We start from the raw sequence: 19,345 nt of genomic DNA, 5'->3' as shown, positions 1-19,345 counted from the left end.
TAACGTAGCCGCTTGACGCGCGGTCGATTACTCTGGCCTAATTCAACCGTACACCGCATTTTTTGCGGGCTTCAACCGAGTGGGGGCTCGGTTCTTTTTGTTGCCCCCTGTGTGTCGGGGCTTTTTTATGTCCTCTCTGCAGTTTTTTATCTATCTGGTCGATCAGACACAGCAAACCGGCAAGGACGAACTCGGCCCTGTCAGCGTCGAGTTCTACGAACGGAAAATTGACGGCACAGACGAGAGATTGCCGGTGCGTGTCGTGGGCGGAGCTTACGCCCCAAGCCTGCAGGTAACCGGCGCGACCCAGCTATTCACCGGTGAAGACCCACTCACAGACATGAGCGGAACCATTAACACTCCGGGTGTGCTGGCCGCGCAGTGGAAACCATGGGCCGAGGTCTGGACCGAGTACGCGCCCTTCGTCGGATTACCACCCGACCAGCACATACGTGTCCGCAAACGTATCGAAGTTCAGCGGCCAACGCCCCCCCCTGGACAACCGCAGGGTAACTTCGATTTTCAAATCGTGGTAAAGCGAAACATCAACGGCACTGACCGGGAAATTGGACGGTCCGAGCTATTTCGAAACTGCCGCGACGATCTTACCGACCTCAGTCCCCTTGGCGGAGAAAGCCTCATCTGGATCGGCGTCTCCAGCGCTGGGCAGGAGCGCCTGCCCGGTGCCGTAAGCGCCTCGACCGACGTCCAATACGAACGCGTCCGCAACGATACCGCGGAAGTGCTGGCCGACGAAGGCGCTGTGCTAACTGCCCTTTCCGACACTGCCATCGCGGAAATCGCGGCACAATCAGTTAGCGGTCTCGATGTGATCGGCATGCCGCCGCCGACGCCCGCCAAGAAGCTCTACAATCCGGACTCGGACAGCATGCCGGCGCTGAAGACGCATGGCATTCGCCTTGCGCTCGAGGCGGAGGTCCAGCAGCGCAAGATCGGCTCGGAGCAGGCAGCGCGGGATCGCGCGGCGCTGGTTGCAGCGCTCTCCGCGGGATTTACCTGCCAGCAATGGACCGCCAACCCCGCAACGGCCGGCAGCTTCTCCTGGTTGGTCCCGGTCGATCCCGCGAACTGGAAGCCGGCGGATTCGAACGCCGCGGTCCGTGTCGATGTAACCGACATCGATCCGTCGACGCTACTGGTACCGGCAGCGTACTTCTACGCCATATCGAAGGATCTCGACGCCGGCACTCCGGCACTCGAGCGGTACAATCTGGCTGCAGGGAAAACCGAAGTCAGCCTCCGCGCCAAATTCCGGCAGGCGCAGACCAGAAGAGTGATCGGACAGACCCATTCTCCGATCACGGACGCTGCGAAGATCGATCCAGCATCCCCTAGCCTGAGCGATCGCCTGGCCGCCCGTCGACTGCACGGCTTGGCGCCGCTGGACCTCGACGGTCGGCCGCAACCCAGCACCGATGGCGACGCAGTCAAGCTTGCTTACACCGATTGCAAGACCCTGTTCGATGACTGGCTTGGTGCCGACAGGCCCGACGATGAATATTGGAAGAACATTGCAGGATCCGCACAGACACAGCATTTCGAGCTCATTCGTCAGGTTGTGTGTGCCGGCATCTCCAAACCCCTCCCGGCTCACGGCCCCAGCTTCGCAACGCATCTCGAAACCGACCCGGGTTTTGCGGGCGTCGCCACCGTCAATGGTCTGAAGGACAAGAACGAGGGAGACTGGGCAGCAGCATTCAAGCTGTATTGGGGAAATATCGACGAGCTCGCTGCCCGCCAACAATGGCAAAATCTCGTGCTGCGCTTGCGCCGCTACCTCGCCACACCGCCGGCGGCGGCCGCTGCGTTCGCGCCGCCCGGAAATTTCACTTTCAGCAGCCGGCCACCCAGCGTCGCCGGGTTGAAGGACTTTTTTGACGCCAATACCACATTCACCTTCGCTCCGCCGACGTCGGTCGCAAGCATCAAGGCCTTCAATCTTGATGAAGCAGTCACGCAACAACTGCTTATCCTGCATTTTCTCTACCGCGTAACCGACCCCGCGAGCGATCTCCTTCTCAAGATGGAGGCACTGTATTTCCGCGGCTTCACCGATCCGTGGCTGATCGCACGCCTTTCCGATAAGCAGTTTGAGGCGGCACTGCTGGGCACCCTCGCCCATGCCGACGCCCAAGCCATTTATGGTCGCGCGGTTGCGCTCACGACTGCCACCCCCCTTGAGTACCCGAAGCCGCAAGACGATCGCGACGACGCTAGCCCGGTCGCGTCGGTGTTCCGGCCGGTCAATCATGACGGCCTGCTCACCGATTGCATGCCCGCCGATCAGCTGTCGCCATTCGGACCGGCTGGCTATGCGCGCGCCTTGCTCGACGCCAAACGCGATCCAACAGCTAGCTCGCTCGGTGCCGAAATTGCCGGCAGGCGCGGCGACCTCGGCGCGCTCAATGTCACGGCTGCCAACACATTCACGCCCGTTCCCGCCGTCGACGTGGTCAACGAGGCGCTTGAAAGCCTTGTCGGTCTCGCCGAAGCGGATATCGACGCACATCCCAACGGCGAGCTGCCGGCGGTAGCGGCGCCCGCAATCTTCCAGACCTCGGCGGGCGTGACGGCCGACGAACTCGCGGCCGTCCCTGAGCATTCCACACCGTCCGATCCGGCCGATGCCGTAGCCCTCGCGCGGCAAAAGGCTGCATACGACCGGCTGCGCGAGGATTTCTCGTCGTTCGAGCGTCCCTATCATCAGCTACTCGATATTACCCGCAGCTACCTCGAACACATTGGGTCGCGGCGCTACGACACGATGCGGACGTTCCGCAAGGACGTCCACGAATTCGTCAAGCAGCCGCAGGACACGGCCAACGCGAAAGCGTTCGTGCCCTACCTGCCCCCGGAGTTCGACACTCAGACGCATCTGCGTCGCTACCCGGTGCGCATCGATACGGCCCGCGAATATCTCAAGCTGAACGTGGAAGAGCACCGCGAAGTCTTCACCGAAACGCTGAACAATTCGCGGCAGAAGCTCTGGCAATTCTGGGGCTATCCGTCGGCCACCGGCACCGGCCACAATGACACGCCGAAATGGGCCGACTGGCTGGATACGCATCAGGTCGTGATGCGGCCCGATCCGAATGCCCGGCCGGCCGGAGTCCGGCGCCTGTCGGAATTTCTGCTGCGCAGCGGCCTGAGCTACCGCGAGTTTCGCGATCTGGTGGCCTGCGGCTTTGTCCCGATAATTGTGGCGCCGGGGCTGCCCGAAGACGAGCCCTGCGATATCGGCGCCTACACGATCGACTTTGCCCCGCTCCACGCGGACGTCGCCCTCGAACGACTGGCGGTTTTCCTGCGGCTTTGGCGCCTGCTGCGAAAAATCCCGCACACCGACTATTCGCTCGAAGGCATCCTCCAGCGCCTGCGCAGGGCGCGCGAGCAGATGCGGAACTGGGACGGCGCCCGGGCCTCGATTGCCACCATCGAAGCCGCCGTACGCACCTTCGTCGCCGCCTTCGAGAAGGCAGGAACAACTCCGATCGATCCGGCGAACCAGCAAGCTGACAGCGACGCCGTAAGGTCGGCGTTCGCGGCGTTGCCGAACGAATACACCCACCTCGCCGCAGCGGATGATTCGATCGCAGTTTTGAAAACGAGGCTCGAACGCCTGGAGAGCTCCGCCAACGCACAAGTCACGGACGACGTCAGGACCCACGCTGGACGCATCAAGGCGAGCCTGACCGCATCGGAAGTTGCACGGAAGGGCATTGAGAACATCGAGGCTCAGGCCGAAGGGCTGGCTGTCGCCATCTCCGGCGGTGAAATTCGGACTGCACTGAAGCAGCGTGTCCGCGAGCTGCGTGTCAGCCTCGCTGACGTGATTGACAGCCTGGACTCACTTTCCGATCTCTCAGCCGCCCTGACGATGCTCGACGGCCTGCTGCCTGCAACCAGCGCCGCCCCCGTCATCAGAAACGCAAGAGAGCAGATTGCCGCCGTTTTGCCCGAGTTGGCGACAGTCCCGAATGTGAAGGCTGCTGCAACCGCTGCCGGTCACGGCATGGACAACGCCATCGCGGGGTGGTGGCCGTCAGCGATCGAGGTCGACAGCGCCACCATTCAGGACAAGCTTAACGCGCTGACAACCGCATTGAAAGCGCAACTCGGGCGGCTCGGCCTGTTTCCTGCCGCGTCAAATCGAGTGAAGACATTTGCCAAGGAGTTGCGCCGGCTGCCGCTGGAACAATTCAAAACCCAGGCAACGGTCGATAAATGCGAGGCGCTGTTGGCCGCCTTCAATGCCGACCGGCTGCAGGACGAAATCCGCGATACCGTCACTCCCGTCAGCGTGAAGATCGATTCCCTTCCGGCGACGTTCCCCGACTCCGCTGCGGCTCGCGAACGCCTTCAGGACCTCGTCGACCACATCAATGCCGAGCCACGCGACGGGTCGTTCACCGGACCGCTCGGCGAGATCGAGGAATTGCTCGGCTGGTGGGAAAAGCTTGCCGCCAGGGATCACTCGTTTCTGGCGCTGAAGCAGACCTGCGACGTACTCGGCCTTTACAACGGCGCGAACATCAACGCCGATTTCATCAGACAGCTCGCCGCCATGCAGATGCTGCGCGACGACTATGCGCTGTGCGTGACCGACGTGCTGCCGCTATGGCTGCCGGCGGCGGGAGGAGTCGACACTCCCGTCGCCGAACAGGCGAAGAAGGACCTCGCCGCGGTCGTTCAGGAGCGGGCGAACTGCTTCCGCAAGGAACCAAAGAAACGCATCCTGCACGCGGAGGAGTTCGGCGAAATTGAGGACCTCACCAGCCTTCGTTCGGATGGCGGCAACGACAACTACCCGGCATTCCTGCGACCCACCCATACGCTGCGGTTCGTCGAAGTCTGCTTCAAGGTCGCGCATTCGGATTTCAGCGTCGGCGAGCTTTCCTTCCTCTATCTCAATCGGCACCTGACCACGTTCGAGGACGATCCGTTCCGCGTCGAGGCCGTCGAGAACAAGATCAGGGAAAACCCGTTTGCCGACAAGTTTTCCGACTGCACCGACGCGTCGATGCTGCGCCTGCAGCGGCTGCTCCGCGGCGCAGCGTATGGGTCGATGATATCGACCCGGCCCGACGCCAGCGACGGCCACAAGCCAACATGGGACCAGAACGACGGCGAAAAAAGTAGGCTGAAAGGCAAGTTCGCGCTTAGCGACGACGACTTCAGCCGCCTCGATCGCGTGTTCGCAGCCGATCGCCAGCCCGGCGGACTCTGGCGGCCGAATCCAACCAATGACGACCTGAACAAGTTGTGGCTCAGGCTTGCGGAAGAACTGACGGCGCTCGGCTATTCCGATCTCGACGCGTTGAAGAGTCTGTTGACCGAAGACAAGCCGAAATTCACCACCGACCTGCTTGAGACGGATGTCACGCGGTACACACAAAAAGCAGGCCAACCCAAGAAATACGATTTCTCTGCGGTATTCGCCTTCGACCCTGCGGCCAACAAGCTTTCGTGCACAGGCTTGCTGGATCCGGTCGATATCCTGACAGAAGCCACGAGGCTCAGAAAAACCGACACGACCGATACAACCCTGTTTCCAGCCTGCTCCCCCGGCGAAGTGACGGCGATCCGCGACCTGTTCGAACAGCCGCGGCGCACGCTGGCCAAATTCTCCCTGATACTCCCCGACCAGCGCGAGGCCGCACGCCGCCTGCTCCGTCCCAAGAAGGCGACCTACCGCATGAATTTATTCGTGCGGTATTTCTTCGTCTTCTTTCGTCAGCATCTCGTCGTCGCCGACCACCTTGCAGCCCACGTCTTGCAGCGCGAGCCTGGCAAGAATCCCGACGTCGAACTCGACAATCTGTCCACGACGGCGCGCTACTTGCTGCTGCATCACATCGAGGCGGACGAAAACTGGAAGGACAACAGCGGCGCCTTCCAGTACCTGGCCAATCCGAACGCCAAGGCGATCGCCGGCATCCTCGGCCTGCGCGGCACCGGCATCTGGACGACGTTCTCGTCGTTCAAGCCACCCGGCCCCTACACCGACATTTTCAATCAGCGCTTCGACAGGTATGTGGCGCAAGTGCCTGGAGCCCCAGGCTTGCCCAATGCAAACTACGAGCGGCTGCAGACGCCCCCCGCATTCCCGGTATTTCCGCCGTTCGCAAATCTGCCTCAGACCACCGCGCTGATGCGCGAGATTTCCGGCTCGCTGAACTATCTCGATCATGCGAACGACAAGTACGGGGATAACGTCGGACCGAACAGCAACGACTGGCTCTACAATGTTCCGAAGCCGCTGCGTGTACCCGAGCCGATTGACCACAAATTCCTGCAGCCGGTGCCAGCCGGGCAGCAGCAAGTTGAACTGAGAAGCGGCTACCAGCTGCGCTTCGATCCGGCCGACAAGGCGCGCTATGGCGGTGCAGTTCCCTACCATATCGAGTGGAAGGGCCGACTGCAGGTCACGATCAAGGGCGAGCACCGATTTGTTACCTCCTTCAAGCTTCCCAATGGAGAAGACGGACCTCTCGGTACCACCAATATTCCAAATCTGACCGACGACGGCATGCGCATCGAGATTGCGGGTGCGACCTACACGAAGGAGATCGTGCCTCTGCACACGCCCGGCGGCGCGTCCGATTCGCTGGTCCTGTTCGGCAACGACGCGGACGGCGCATTCCACGCGGCTCCGGTCGCCGCTCCTCTGGACCAGGGCCACTATGACGTCAAATTGACCTTCGTCGACTACTCGGTCGATCCCTCGATCTATGAGATCAGCAAGGGTCCGAGCGGCAGCAAGGACAGGCATGTCGCATGGCTCGGCGTTTTCGTGAATTCGCCCGAGGCCTCCCCTCTGCATGGCTTGAGCGAAATCGCCGTGTCGCGGAGCTTTCCGAAGAACCCACCGGGAGGCGGCGACACAACTTCCACAGAATTCTTCGAAGTGCTGGCCCAGTCGCTGTTCATCGAGCTCAAGGAAGCACAGGACTTTCCGGGATACGCCGGCGCCGCGCCATTCTTCTATCCCGAGCCATACTATTTCAGCTCGATCCGCGACATTCGCCGCAGCTACCAGCGTGCCTTCAAGGCGCTGCTGTTCTGCCACCGCTTCCGGCTGGTGGAGAAGGAAGTCGATTTCCTCCTGAGCAAGGGCGCCGACTTCCGCGGCATCGCGCACACACGCGCGACGGCAACCGGGAACTGGGAGTCGCGAAAGCTCGATTTCGACTTCAACCAATGGAGCGTCGGCGACGCCTTCCGGCCCCGCCCCGTCGGCGAGGATGTGCGTCAGTATCCGGAAACGCACATGCCGGACCGCGTCTGGCCCTTGTTCGACCAGTGGGAGCGCTTTCACGACTATGTGCAACTCCGCTCGGAGGTTCCCGGCGTCGCCACGCCGCTGTGGCAACTCTTCAACGACGCGGCTAACCCAGTAACGCCGCCGACCGCGCAACAGCTGGTCAGCGATCATCTCGGCCTGAAGGCGAAGGTGGCACCTGACGCCCTGCTCTATACGATCGACGCCAGTCCCGACTATCCGGAGCTGGCGAAGACCGCGCTCAAGACCGAGGAGTGGCCGATCCGCGTCTGGCAGGCAGCGCAGTGGCAGTACGCCCGGCAGCGACGGTTTGCAGCAGCGCACGGTGTTGCGCCGGTGAAATATCGGGAATGGGCGAGGTTCGAGCCGAACGTGGCTTCGCTGCGCGAATACATCAACGAAGCCTACCTGGAAAACGGTCCGGTCCGCCGCTACGCCAACCTCGCGCAGCTGAACGGCCCCTTGCGCGAAAGGGCACGCTTCGCGCTTGTCGGATATCTTGCATCGCTCGAGCGCTGTACGATGCCGCAAATGAACGGAGGGCCTCCTTACGCCTGCTCCGCGCGCGATCTGTCCGAGCGGCTGCTGCTGGACGTGGAAACGGGAACGTGCGCGGCGACGCCTCGCATCGAAGAGGCAGCCGCGGCGTTGCGCACCTACGTCCAGCGGCTGCGATTGGGGCTTGAGAAAGTCTCGACCGACGATGTCAGCCGCGACTTCCTCGAAGACTGGGACCTGCGCCTTGCGGAATATCGCAGGTGGGAGGCGTGGCAGTATCGGGGCGCCTACCCCGAGAACTATCGCGAGGCTTATCTGATCAGTGCGGCCTCGAGGACCGAAACCTTCGAATTTCTCGAGCGCCATCTTCAGCAGGAGAGCCTGACGGCCGATCAGGACTGGGACGATCTCGTGGCGCCGCTGATGCCGTCGATTCCCGGGCTGATCCGCTGGATCGACAGGTTGCCTTCGGTGTCCGAGGCGCTTCCGATGAAACCCGAAGGTTATGAGAAGCTGACAAGGCGCGACCGCGCACTTAGCCGGACCGTATTGAGCCCTCCCGAGGTCAAGAACACGGTGGACAACCGCGAGACCAACTCGATGCGGATGCTAAGCGATGCACCGCTCGAGCTGGACCCCAGGTTCGTCCGCCTGCAATGCAGCACGACCGACAGGCAGGACGATTTCTACTTCTGGCTGGTCGATGGTGCGGCCTACGACAAACCGACACAGGATGCCGGCCAGGATTGGGAGCATCCGTACGACAGCAACGACCATCTGGCCGGGATTCCCGCAAACCTGTTGGCCTGGAACACGAGAAAGACGGTGCGGCTGGCGTGGTGCCGGATACGCGACGGCATCGCAGACGATGTCCGCGTTTCGGATTACGGCGTCCCGGTCGCAAGCGACGGCATGTTGAAGTTCGACAAGCGCGATGTCGACCTTTTGGTGTTCGAAGTCGATGGCGCGGCGAAAATCGACCAACGTTTTGTCTATGACCCCGACGCGAATATCGCACGGGTGTTGGTGCAGACGACTTGGAGCGCGGGCACCGCTCCTTCCGCCGGCGGACTGTCCTCGTTTCCGCATTTCATGGCGGCGGCGCCCGGCGCCGCAGCGGGGCCTGCGACATTCCACGCGCCGGCTCTCCTTGTGCAGAAGCATCTGCGCCTGCACGACCGCGGCGACGCGGCACGTGAGTGGCTGGAGTTCCTGCACAAGCCGCTCGCCTGCTCCAACGGCTGGCTCGATCCCAAGGGGCTCTTCGGCCGTCCGAACGCCAGAGTCCTCGTCCTCAACTGGCTGGAGAACATCCTTGATATCGGCGAGTCCCAGCTTGCCGGCCAGCGACTTTCGACCACCGAACTTGCCCGCGAGACGTTCGCCCTGGCGCGCAAGGTGCTCGGTGAACGGCCGCGCCGGCTGCGCCACCAGGATCCCGACACTGCGGATAAGCTTCGAAGCTTCGTACCCGAACCGCCGCCCCTGAACCGGCGTCTTGTCCTGCTCTGGGATCGGACCGACCGGCTCGCGACCGCCATCCAGCGTTGCGAGAACAGCCGGCAGATCCGCAACGATCGAACACAGCCCGCCCTGTCCCGGTCTCCTGCGGCCATGCCGGCCTATGGCGACATGCGACTGCATGACGGCTGGATGTGGCGCGATGCCTACGACAGCACCGAACGCGATCGCGACGAATGGCTGCTGCCGCCACCGCACTACCGGTTCAATGTCGTCCTGCAGAAGGCGATCGAGCTGTGCGCCGAGACACGCGGCTTCGGTGCGGCACTGATGTCGGCCTTCGAAAGGGGCGATGCAGAAGAGCTCGCCCTGCTGCGCTCCAGGCACGAAGTTCAGATCAATCGCCTGCTACTCGATGTGCGACGCTCGCAGTGGCGTGAGGCCGACTGGCAACTGCAGGCGCTGGAGAAGGCGCGAGAGATCCTGGAGACCAAGAAACAGCATATCGAACACCTCATTCAGGTGGGGCTTATTTCGGACGAGCAGTCGTATTTCGCCCACATGGAAGTGGCGAAGATGCTCACGGCGGCCACCGAGGGGTTCGAAATTGCCGCGCAGGTACTCCTCCTTGTCCCCGAGGTGTATGTCGGCGTTTGCTCGATGGTGAAGTTTGTCAGTGGGCAGAAGTACTCAGCCAGCTCGAAGATTGGCGCCAGCTTGTTGCACATGCTGGCTTCGGTCAACAGTATGGACGCCTCCATCGACTCGATGCGAGGGTCGTTTGCCCGCCGCGAGGAAGAATGGCGCCACCAGCTGGAGGTTCTGAAGATCGAGCTCGAACAGGTGCGCCGTCAGATTCTCGCTGCGGACCGGCGGCAGGATATTGCGTTACGCGAGTTGAATATCCATCAGGACACCGTCCTGAATGCGCAGGAAATCCAGCGTTTCCAGCAGAGCAAGTTCACCAATGCTGAACATTTCTGCTGGCTTCAGGACAATCTCGCCGGGCTCTACCGCGAGATGTTTGACGTCGCGCTTGCGGCAGCAAGGGACGCCGAAAACGCCTTCCGCTACGAGCGACACTATGCATCCTCCTGTTTTCTCGCGTCGGTATCCTGGACCAACTATCGCGAGGGCATGACCGCGGGTGATCACCTACTGATGGCTCTTCGCCGCATGGAGCAGACATACCTGCAGCAGAACGTGCGCGAATACGAACTCGGCAAGAGTGTTTCGCTACGGCTCTGCGCGCCGGACGCGCTCGTCAGCCTGCGACTGACGGGCAACTGTGAGGTCGATCTGCCGGAGTGGATGCTAGATCTGGAAATGCCGGGACACTATCGGCGCCGGATCAAGAACGTGGCGTTGAGCGTGCTTTGCGCGACAGGCCCCTATCAGACCGTCAACGCTAAGTTGACCCTGCTGTCGGATGCGGTGAGGTTGTCGCCTCAGGTCGACCCGCAGTATCCAGAGCAGGTCGTGCTGGCAGGCGATCCGCGGTTCGTGCGCCGTTACGCCGCGCATCAATCGATCGTCACAACGTCGGCTCAGAACGATACCGGCCTGTTCGAGACCAATCTGCGCGACGAACGCTATCTGCCCTTCGAAGGCGCCGGCATGATTAGCCGGTGGCGAATCGAAATGGACCCGACTACGACTCAGTTCGACCCGGACTCCTTGACCGACGTGGTGCTGCACTTCCGCTACACCGCCATTGAGGGGAGCGCGGAGATGCGCGAACAGGCGCGAACCACAGCCAGGCAAAATCTCCCCGTGGAGGGAAATCCTGCGAACCGGTATCTGGACATCCAGCACGACTTTCCGGCCCAGTGGACCAATCTGCGCGAAGGCAGCGCAACCCGTCTCTCTGTACAGATCGATCGCGACATGTTCCCCTGGAGTCGGAACAACGAGAATGTCGTTGTCGAAGAGCTCGACGTCTACTTCAAGCCCGAGGCTGGAGCGAGCCTCCCGCCACTCCTGGAAATCAAGGTGAACGGCCAACCCTGCGAGGCCGCGCTTGTCGATCAGTCTTACGGGCCCGTTTATCACGGCAGGCTGTCGCTCTCGCCACCGGTCATTCAAGCCGGGACCTCGAGTACCTCAGTCCAACTTGAAATTGCGGCGCCCGTCGGCGCCGCCGTCTCGCAGCCAGAGGTGCTGCTGGTTTGCTTGAAATACTTTTTCGCGCCACCGAAAGCAGAGGTAGCGCCTTGCGAACGCTTTGCCTCGCTCAATTGATCTGGTGGGGGCATTCGTCGAGGACCGATATTTGACAATGGAGCGTCATAAGGACGTGGATTAGGGGGGCACAAATGAGTGCATTGACGAGATTTCAGATCGTGTGGACCGAGACGAAGGACCTGCAGGTGCCCGCCGGCGGAGATGCGACGACGCTAGCCAGACTTCGGCAGCAAGTGGCCGCGATCGCCAGCGAAGCCGAAAAGAGCTTTTCGCGCTTCGAGTCCGTCCCGGCCCAGGACGATGATCTGTATGGAGCGGATGTTGCCGCTTGCACAGCCGCGGCGGAGGCGGCAGTACCCGACGCGCTGAAGAACATGCGTGTGATCTTGTGGCCCAGCGCTGACGGCAAGACGCTGACCAAGGATGAAGCCCTTCCCGCGCCATGGGATACCGCGACACCGGACACAATGGAGCTGATTGGACGTTTCACGGTCGATGGCCACGATGTGTCGGCATTTTCGCGCGCAGTTCGCCCGAATGAAGATGCGTCCCGCTTGGTTTCGCTGGTGACCGGGACAGGCCTGCCGCCTGGTACCTCCGTGTATGTGCCGCGCGAGGTTCGGCGCAAGCCGGTCGATACGAAAGCAGCACGAGTGGCATTTTGGCTCGCCGTCGCCTCGGTCGCCCTGTTTGCCATGGCATGTCTGTGGTCGATGAGTGTGGGCGACGTGACGCGAATGGCTGGGAACGCCTTTGCGGCCAGACTTGCGACTAATGTACCCGCTGCAGCGCCTGCCCCTGCCGCTCCTGCAGCCCCAGCCGCTGGAGCTCCCGCAGCCCCCGCAGCAGCTCCGGCGGCCGTTGCCGCCCCTTCGACACCTGAGACAAAGTGCTCAACCCAATTTGACGTTAGGCGGCCATCCACACTGTTCGGCGCGCCGCAAGACTGGTTGCCAGGAACCGCAGGAAACGACGGCGTTTGCCTCACGGATTGGCTAAAGGTTGTTAGCGATGTGCAGAACGCTTCCAATCGCGACTGGTGGTCGCGGACCAAGGTATGGTTGGCAAAATGGACCGTCTCTGATTCAGGATACGCATTCTCATTGCGAATGCCGATCCTTCTGGCAATGGCATCGATTATCATGATGGCGCTTGCGGCTGGTCTCGGCGTGATGGGTCGGCCGCTTGGCCTGTTCATTGACAAGCGCAACCGAATGAGCCTCACCAGAGTTCAATTCGCGATCTGGCTCGTGATCCTGATGGGACCGCTTGCGGCCTACGCTCTGTTCAACGTCGGTTTTTGGGCGGAGAGTTTGGACCGCATCCAGCAAGGCGCGGCATACGCGACCAATGCAGCCAAACAACAACCGGAGCTAAAGCTTTGGGAGAATAAATTGTCCGGCTTGCTGGATTTTACTCCCAGCATGGAAACGACATTATGGGCTCTGCTCGGAATCTCAGGTGGAACAACCATTCTGTCTAGCTTCATAACCCAGCCCGGTCCGACGTCCGCTGCCCCTGGCGGCGCCACGCCTGTGCTTCCGCCACGAAGGACGCGCATCCTCACAAAGGATGATCCGAAGGATGCCGCGCTTGCAGACCTTGTCTATGGTGAGACGGAGGAGGATGATGGAGTTGTCGATTCTACAAGGGTGCAAACGATCGTCATCACAGGCGTGCTCGCAGCGATCTATGTGAGCCTGGCCCTAGAGGCGGCCGAACGAATCGGCGGATTGTCTGCAACCGGAGCTCTCGCCGAAGCGCGTCAGGTCTTCTCGAGCATGCCGCCAGTCAGCGCGACGTTCTTGTGGCTGCTCGGCCTCAGTCACGCCACCCTGCTGGGTGGAAAATTGGTCGGAGCGTATAAACAATAACGACAATCCTTCTGTTGAACCGCATCTGAGAGTGCCGATCGCCTGCTCGCTCGCGCTGCGCAGATGAGCACTTGATAATTTGACTCATTTCGGAGGTAGTTTGGCGGGAAAGCTGGTTCGAACGACGTTCGTACGAAGACATGTTATGCTAGCAAATTGACTATCAGCCCACGGCTGTGCCCGGCTTCGGAGCATCTGCGCCAATCCCCTTTTAATTTGCGCATCTGAGGTCTTCCCACAAAACCAAGCGAAAGGTCGGTTGCCCCTGCGGCGTTAGGCGTCCTCCTCAACGTCTTACAGAATGCCTAAGGCAGCTCGCGACCCATTGATGCAAAGGGGCAGGCTACGAAAATCACAACGGATCGGCCGCATCGAACACTCCTTTGGCCCGGCACGCTTCGAGAAAGGGCATCTTCAAGAAATTGGCTTCAGCAAATGGGCTCTTCAACGTTTGCTTAGCGAGCATCTGCAGGAACGCCTCTGGCGATCTGCCCTCATCCTTCCACTCATCCAAGACTTGGGTGATCCAGTACTTGCCGTCATTCTCGCCTAGCACCTTGGCCTTGTAGCGTTCGTCAATGCCGTAGACGTCACGCCAAGTATCAATCTCATCGACCAATGTCGCCGGGCCGAAGTGTATGCTGACGTCTTGCGGGGTGAGCGCCGAAACGTCCGACTTTGTTATGCTAACCACAATCTCGATAGGCTGGGCGTCCGTACAGTACGGATAAAATACCTTCCGCCGCTTGGTACTACCCGTAGGGTCCTTTACGGGGTGAGCCGGGTCTTTGCTGGTCTTATAGCTGCTGTTGCAGTTGTGGCAGGCCGGGACAAGATTCCGGAGATTGATCGAGTTGAAGGGATAGAGCGCCTTGGGTAGGTAATGGTCATAGGCCTCGCGCTTAGTGTGGTATGGACCGTGCAAGTCGCTGATGCCGCAAAACGGGCACTTGCCTGCCTTGTTCGCTTTCAGGAAAGAGCTGTAGTGATCGTCGATGTCGCCGATCTTATTCCTCAAAGTGACCAAATCTAGCAGTGACTGTGAATACAGCCCTTTGAAAAACGACGAGAGCTGATCGCTCAGGTCTTTGAGGGCGACTGGAATATCGGCATACCGCACTAGCTGCGTGGCCGGATCGTTGGCACAAACCTTCTCGACATTGTTATTGCCCCAGTACCATTGCTTGAACTGCTCGATCTGCGGCTCGTCCAATTTCGAGAATAGATCGTATATTCGCTCGACGTGCCCATAGAAAAAATCTGCGCCCTTGGCATCCGAGTAGAAGAAGGCCTGCATCACTTCGTGCAGTTCAGGCTTGGTTGCAAACAAGCTCAGGTCAAAAAGCCCACTGTCTGGCGCCTTGCACCACACCTCAAAAAAGATGAAATCGATGAACTCCTGCATCTTCTCCATCTGATGCGGCACGTAGGTGTAGGAAAACAGCATCAACCTTGTCCTTCCGCAGCCGCGCCTTCTGCTTTGTCGAGCATGGCCTTCATCAGCAGGATCTTTTCCACCGAGTCGCCAAGCTCTCTGTTGACCTCATCGATCAATGCTGACGTCTCTTCGGTGCCCGTCTCGAGGCGGCCGCGCAAATCGTCCAGCAGTGCCTGGGCGTAGGCACCGATGGTCTCACGCTTGCCGAAGGTGTTTATGGTGATCTTGTTTATCGAGGCACCCAAGGTGTTGTAGTCGGGCCGCTCGATACTCGCCTTACCAGTGGATGGGTCCTTACTAAAAACCAATACATTCTCGGGTCTGCTATCGCTGACCAGAAAGGGCGTGTGGGTGGTAATCAACATCTCCTGTCCAACATCGCCATTGCCGGGTAGGCACTGACGCAGGCGACTAATGAAATTGGCGCGCCAGTTTGGGTTAAAGTGAGTTTCCGGCTCGTCGAGTAGGAAAAGACTGTTGGTATTTCGGAACAGAAGACACAGACCCAGGCTATGTAGCAATTGATGCTCGCCGTCTGACAACTCCTTCAGCATCATCGGCTGGGCCACATCCCGCTTACTGAAGCGTACAAACTTGAAGCGCATAACGCGCTGGTCCGATGCCAGAGTTGGCACCGTTTCGCTAACATAATGGCTGGTGGACTTGTACAGGTCGGCCTTTAGCGAAGCGCCAACTGAGTACAGGTTCAAAGTCAGCAACACCTGAAAGGCTTGGAAGAGCGCTAGCGGCGAGCTGTCAAAGTTTTCGCGGAACGCCTTCTTGGTGGCGTCATTCACCCAATAATCTAGGATCAGCGTGTCGGAGACCTCATCCAAATAGCTCAGTGTGGCGCAGCGCTTCAATGCTGTCACCATCAGTGAGGATTTCTGGTCACCCTCCAATAATTGGACCAGGTTTAAGCGGTAACTAGTTGTGCCCTGATCGTTAGTCTCAGCGCGCAAGGCGGGGTTGCTTTCAACAATATCGTCGAGCGACTGGCTTTGGTACTGGTCTTCGTTTGCAAAGACAGTGAGTTGCTCGGGCTGCAGAGGAATACTGCGCCGGAGGATAATGCGAAATTCTTTTAGCACCTCGATGCCGACATCAGTCCGGAATGGATGTAGTGTCGGCTCGTCCTGAAATAGCAGATTGCAAAGCAGGATGGCCTGACTAAAGCCGCTATCGAGATAAGCCAGCCGTGTTTCTGGATGTCCCGGATAGGGTAACTGCCGAGTCAGGGCATTCCAGTATTCATCGAATTGAACGAAGCGCAGCTTAAAGAATGGTAGACTCAGAATTTCGTTCTCGCCGGACGAGTAACCCAGCACATACTGAGGCAATAGGATGTTGGCATGGCCGCCTTGGGTGACTTCATATCCGTCGATGTCGAAGTCACTCTGGTTCTCCCAAAGAAAAATAGCTGACTCGCCAGGGACCTTCCGAACCCCGACCTTTGCCCATACGGGACCATCAGGGCGACGGTATTCGGTCGGGATCCGAATTAGATAGTCCAATTCAAACCCGACTGGGGAGAAATCAAGATCAGAGTTCTGCAACACTTCTGGCAGGAAGCTGCGACGCACACGCAAAACTTCCAGCTGAAAGAAGATGGCAGCCAGCGCTTCGAGCAAGTTGGATTTGCCGCTACCGTTGGGCCCGGCGCAGACGAAGGGAGCAAAACCCTCGAGCCTGCCTAGCTCCTCTTCCAGAGTCCATTCGGTGCGAAAGTGACACTCAAAACCAGACGGCAGGCTGCGAAAGCCTGACGGATCGGTGATCTTTAGGCGCTGCAGCTTCATGCCTGCCCGGTCTTGAGCAGCACGAGGTTGTTCGCCTCGTCGTAGGTTTGTATCAGCTTGCCGGACACCAGCGCCTCGAACGCCCAAGTCCTGATGTGCTCATAGTCATTATTGTCCAGCTCGAAGTCGGTGTCCGGGTGCAATTCTGCCAACCGACATTGTGCGGCAGCCATAAAGCGCTCCAAGGAGAAGGCTTCACCACCCAACTGGCCACGATAGGCGTCCAACCAACTATTCAGCAGATCTTTAATCCGTTCTCGATTTTCCAGTGCCGCTAGCAGCAGGCCACCATCAGGCAGATTGATAGCTGGAGCGGCGACCTCTCCTTGCAAGAAGTCGGGGACCAATGCTTGTTCGCCGCTTATCGGCGTCTCCGGCAGCGGTACCCGCGACAGATTTAGGTCGCCGCTGAATGCCCGCTGCCTCAGGGCGCCATAGAGTACTTCCAGATCGTTGAGGCTTTGCCGGTATTGGGATTTAAGCCCCTCGACCTTAGTTACGATGTCAGCAAACTTGTTCTGAAGTGGGAGCGGAGGCATCGGAAGCTGAACTTCTCTGAGATTCATCTTTGAAATGTTCGGCATTGAGCCTGCAGCACCAGCGGCTAATGATTGAATTTTCTTTCGTTGGGATTTGGCTGTAAGTAGCTTCCACATGTAGATCGGATGGACCTCAGCATCATCCCTAAATACGAACCGGAAAATGAGGTCTGGCATTAATAGCTTTGGCCTAGTTGAAAATACATAAGCGCATGCTGCTACTAACTCGTACGTATTCTTACGACTGAACAAAAGATCGCCAGCTTTTACTTCGTGGCGATCAGAGGGGATTGTCTTATCAGGAAGAGCTTTGTTCTCACTTTCATCGTAATAACAGCCTGTGACCGCCCCGAGCTTCAGCACTCCCCACTCATGGGCGGAAGCTGGTCTTGCTTCACAAATGGGGCTCTTCCCGCTTTCAATATCAATAAGTAACTTTGAAAAGGCCTTCTTCTCCCAGCGCCTTTCATTCCTCACCGGGTCACCAAACATGTCCAGAAAGACGCTCTCAAGCAGGTCGTCGAGCTGCCGCAGGTGTCGTTTGCGCTGAGTGATCATCCCTTCGACCCTGCCGAGCAGATGAGCAATGCGGATTTGCTCGTCGATCGGAGGAACGAAAATCTCAAGAGCATAAAGCTCGTCTTGGGTTATGCCCTTGACTGTGGCGCCAGATCCTTTGCGTACAATTGCTTCTTTCAGAGACAACATCGCATGCAACAAATATTTGGCGTCCAAAGGTCTTTTCGGAATTAAAGCTCGCAAGTCTTGATTGATCGCAAGGTCAATATCGTTGATCGCGGCCTTTCCGAGAGCCATCCGCGTTGGAATGATTACGTGCCCGCGGGGAATCAAGTTCGCCGAACTATTGCGCAAACCGGCTTCCGTAATGGAATCACGCGTTGCACGAAGGCTAGTCGACGTAAAGTCTTTGACTGTCGCCCAAGGTATTTGGCCGTTCCAATACTCAGCAATTGCTTTGGAAGGCGTACCGCCACCCTTAAATGTGATGATTTCGCGAAGGGGTTCGAAGGAGCTCACCCGACCATTCCCTTCAGTGCCAACAGCTCGCGAACAATGCCGCTCTGAACCTTGGCCAGGTCGGTATCATTGACATTCCCTACCTCCGCCCGAAGTAGCCGATCCAGAATCGCGCCCGGCGCGTCGTAGTGCACCTCGTCGAATAGGTCCTGCTTATAGCCGGAAAGCGAAAGACTATAGCCTTGAGCTTCGATATCACCGCGAGGCACCACGAAGCATTTGGCAGTGCGATCAGTGTCCGCTTCAGCGTTCCGGGCATGATATCTCGCAATGATGTCCTGCAAGTCGCCAAAGCCTTCTTCCTTTGTGCGCTTGTCGTCCAGGCTGTAGCCATCGGTTGACATTTCATAAAACCACACGTGCTCGGTGGCGGGTTTAGTGATTTTGTCTTTGGGCCCCCAGACCTTGGTGAACAGCAGGATCGCAGTACTGACGCCGGCATAGGGTTTGAAAACGCCGCTGGGCAGCGTAATTACAGCCTTGAGGTCACAGCGTTCGACAAGTAGCTGGCGCAGAGTCTTGAAGGCACCGCCGGAGCCGAATAACACGCCTTGCGGTACGATCACGCACGCAGTGCCGCCTTTCTTCAGTAAGCGGTAGATATTCTCGACGAACAGCAGCTCGGTCTTGGTGGTTGCCAACTGGAGGTTTTCGTTGATGTCGCCCTTGTCAATGCTACCGGTGAAGGGCGGATTGGCCATCACGATGTCGTATTCGGCTTCTTCAGTATAACTCTTGGAGAGCGTGTCCTTGTAGTCGATGTGAGGCTCGTCGAGGCCGTGCATCATCAGGTTCATTAACCCAAGACGCACCATAGTGCTGTCGATGTCGTAGCCCCATAGCGAACTAGCCAGAACGCCCTGAGCTTTTTCAGTAAGTGCGGCCGCTACCGAGGTGCGTACGAAGCCATCCTCATCAGGCGCAAGGCTTGTGGCGCCGGCTTTGATGGCAAGCTGGGTAACGATGAATTGGTAGGCCCCGAGCAAGAAGCCACCGGAACCACAAGCCGGGTCAGCTATTTTATGACCCAGTTGCGGCTGCACCAGCTCTACCATCAACTTGATGATGTGGCGCGGAGTGCGAAACTGACCGTTCTTGCCTGCAGTTGCAATTTCCGAGAGCAGGAACTCATACACATCGCCCTGGATGTCCTGAAAGGCTTGGCCTTTTTCCTTCGAATCTTTCTCCATCACCTCGAATATTTCGTCGAT

General features: G+C 59.0%; 6 protein-coding genes. 2 read left to right on the top strand and 4 right to left on the bottom strand.

Going from position 1 to position 19,345, the window contains the following annotated elements; all coding sequences use genetic code 11:
• Window positions 1-127 precede the first annotated feature (127 nt).
• Together C2U70_RS01545 and C2U70_RS32775 are read left to right on the top strand one after the other, a co-directional pair.
• Window positions 128-11,503, top strand: a complete 11,376-nt coding sequence (locus tag C2U70_RS01545; RefSeq protein WP_140976102.1) for a neuraminidase-like domain-containing protein — start codon at window positions 128-130, stop codon at window positions 11,501-11,503.
• A 74-nt stretch (window positions 11,504-11,577) separates the two neighbouring features.
• The gene (locus C2U70_RS32775; RefSeq protein WP_186293996.1) at window positions 11,578-13,320 is read left to right on the top strand and encodes a hypothetical protein; all 1,743 of its coding nucleotides are present in this window, start codon (window positions 11,578-11,580) and stop codon (window positions 13,318-13,320) included.
• A gap of 352 nt (window positions 13,321-13,672) precedes the next feature.
• On the opposite strand, the gene C2U70_RS01535 is transcribed toward C2U70_RS32775, so the two are convergent.
• The 4 genes from C2U70_RS01535 to C2U70_RS01520 are packed head-to-tail and all read right to left on the bottom strand — an operon-like array spanning window position 13,673 to window position 19,324.
• Window positions 13,673-14,767, bottom strand: coding sequence for an HNH endonuclease (locus C2U70_RS01535; protein ID WP_140976101.1), 1,095 nt, complete (start codon window positions 14,765-14,767; stop codon window positions 13,673-13,675).
• On the bottom strand, window positions 14,767-16,557 hold the full coding sequence (locus tag C2U70_RS01530; RefSeq protein ID WP_140976100.1) for a restriction system-associated AAA family ATPase: 1,791 nt from the start codon (window positions 16,555-16,557) through the stop codon (window positions 14,767-14,769). The genes C2U70_RS01535 and C2U70_RS01530 overlap by 1 nt, the downstream gene beginning before the upstream one ends.
• Window positions 16,554-18,134 carry a restriction endonuclease subunit S gene (locus C2U70_RS01525; protein ID WP_140976099.1) on the bottom strand — a complete coding sequence of 527 codons (1,581 nt, stop codon included), beginning with the start codon at window positions 18,132-18,134 and terminating at the stop codon, window positions 16,554-16,556. The genes C2U70_RS01530 and C2U70_RS01525 overlap by 4 nt, the downstream gene beginning before the upstream one ends.
• Complete coding sequence (locus C2U70_RS01520; protein WP_283810325.1) at window positions 18,131-19,324, bottom strand: HsdM family class I SAM-dependent methyltransferase; 1,194 nt, start codon at window positions 19,322-19,324, stop codon at window positions 18,131-18,133. The genes C2U70_RS01525 and C2U70_RS01520 overlap by 4 nt, the downstream gene beginning before the upstream one ends.
• Between the last annotated feature and the right edge of the window lie 21 nt (window positions 19,325-19,345).

Origin of the sequence: Bradyrhizobium guangdongense, from assembly GCF_006483445.1 — a bacterium.
In the GTDB taxonomy this organism is placed as follows: Bacteria; Pseudomonadota; Alphaproteobacteria; order Rhizobiales; family Xanthobacteraceae; genus Bradyrhizobium; species Bradyrhizobium guangdongense_A.
Note: the sequence above shows the minus strand (reverse complement) of the source record. Positions and strands in the feature narration are given on the sequence as shown.

What these genes read in the sequence shown, in the direction of transcription:
- C2U70_RS01530 (WP_140976100.1), bottom strand. Translation starts at nt 16,557, where the DNA reads ATGAAGCTGCAGCGCCTAAAGATCACCGATCCGTCAGGCTTTCGCAGC.
- C2U70_RS01535 (WP_140976101.1), bottom strand. Translation starts at nt 14,767, where the DNA reads ATGCTGTTTTCCTACACCTACGTGCCGCATCAGATGGAGAAGATGCAG.
- C2U70_RS32775 (WP_186293996.1), top strand. Translation starts at nt 11,578, where the DNA reads ATGAGTGCATTGACGAGATTTCAGATCGTGTGGACCGAGACGAAGGAC.
- C2U70_RS01545 (WP_140976102.1), top strand. Translation starts at nt 128, where the DNA reads ATGTCCTCTCTGCAGTTTTTTATCTATCTGGTCGATCAGACACAGCAA.
- C2U70_RS01520 (WP_283810325.1), bottom strand. Translation starts at nt 19,324, where the DNA reads ATGGAGAAAGATTCGAAGGAAAAAGGCCAAGCCTTTCAGGACATCCAG.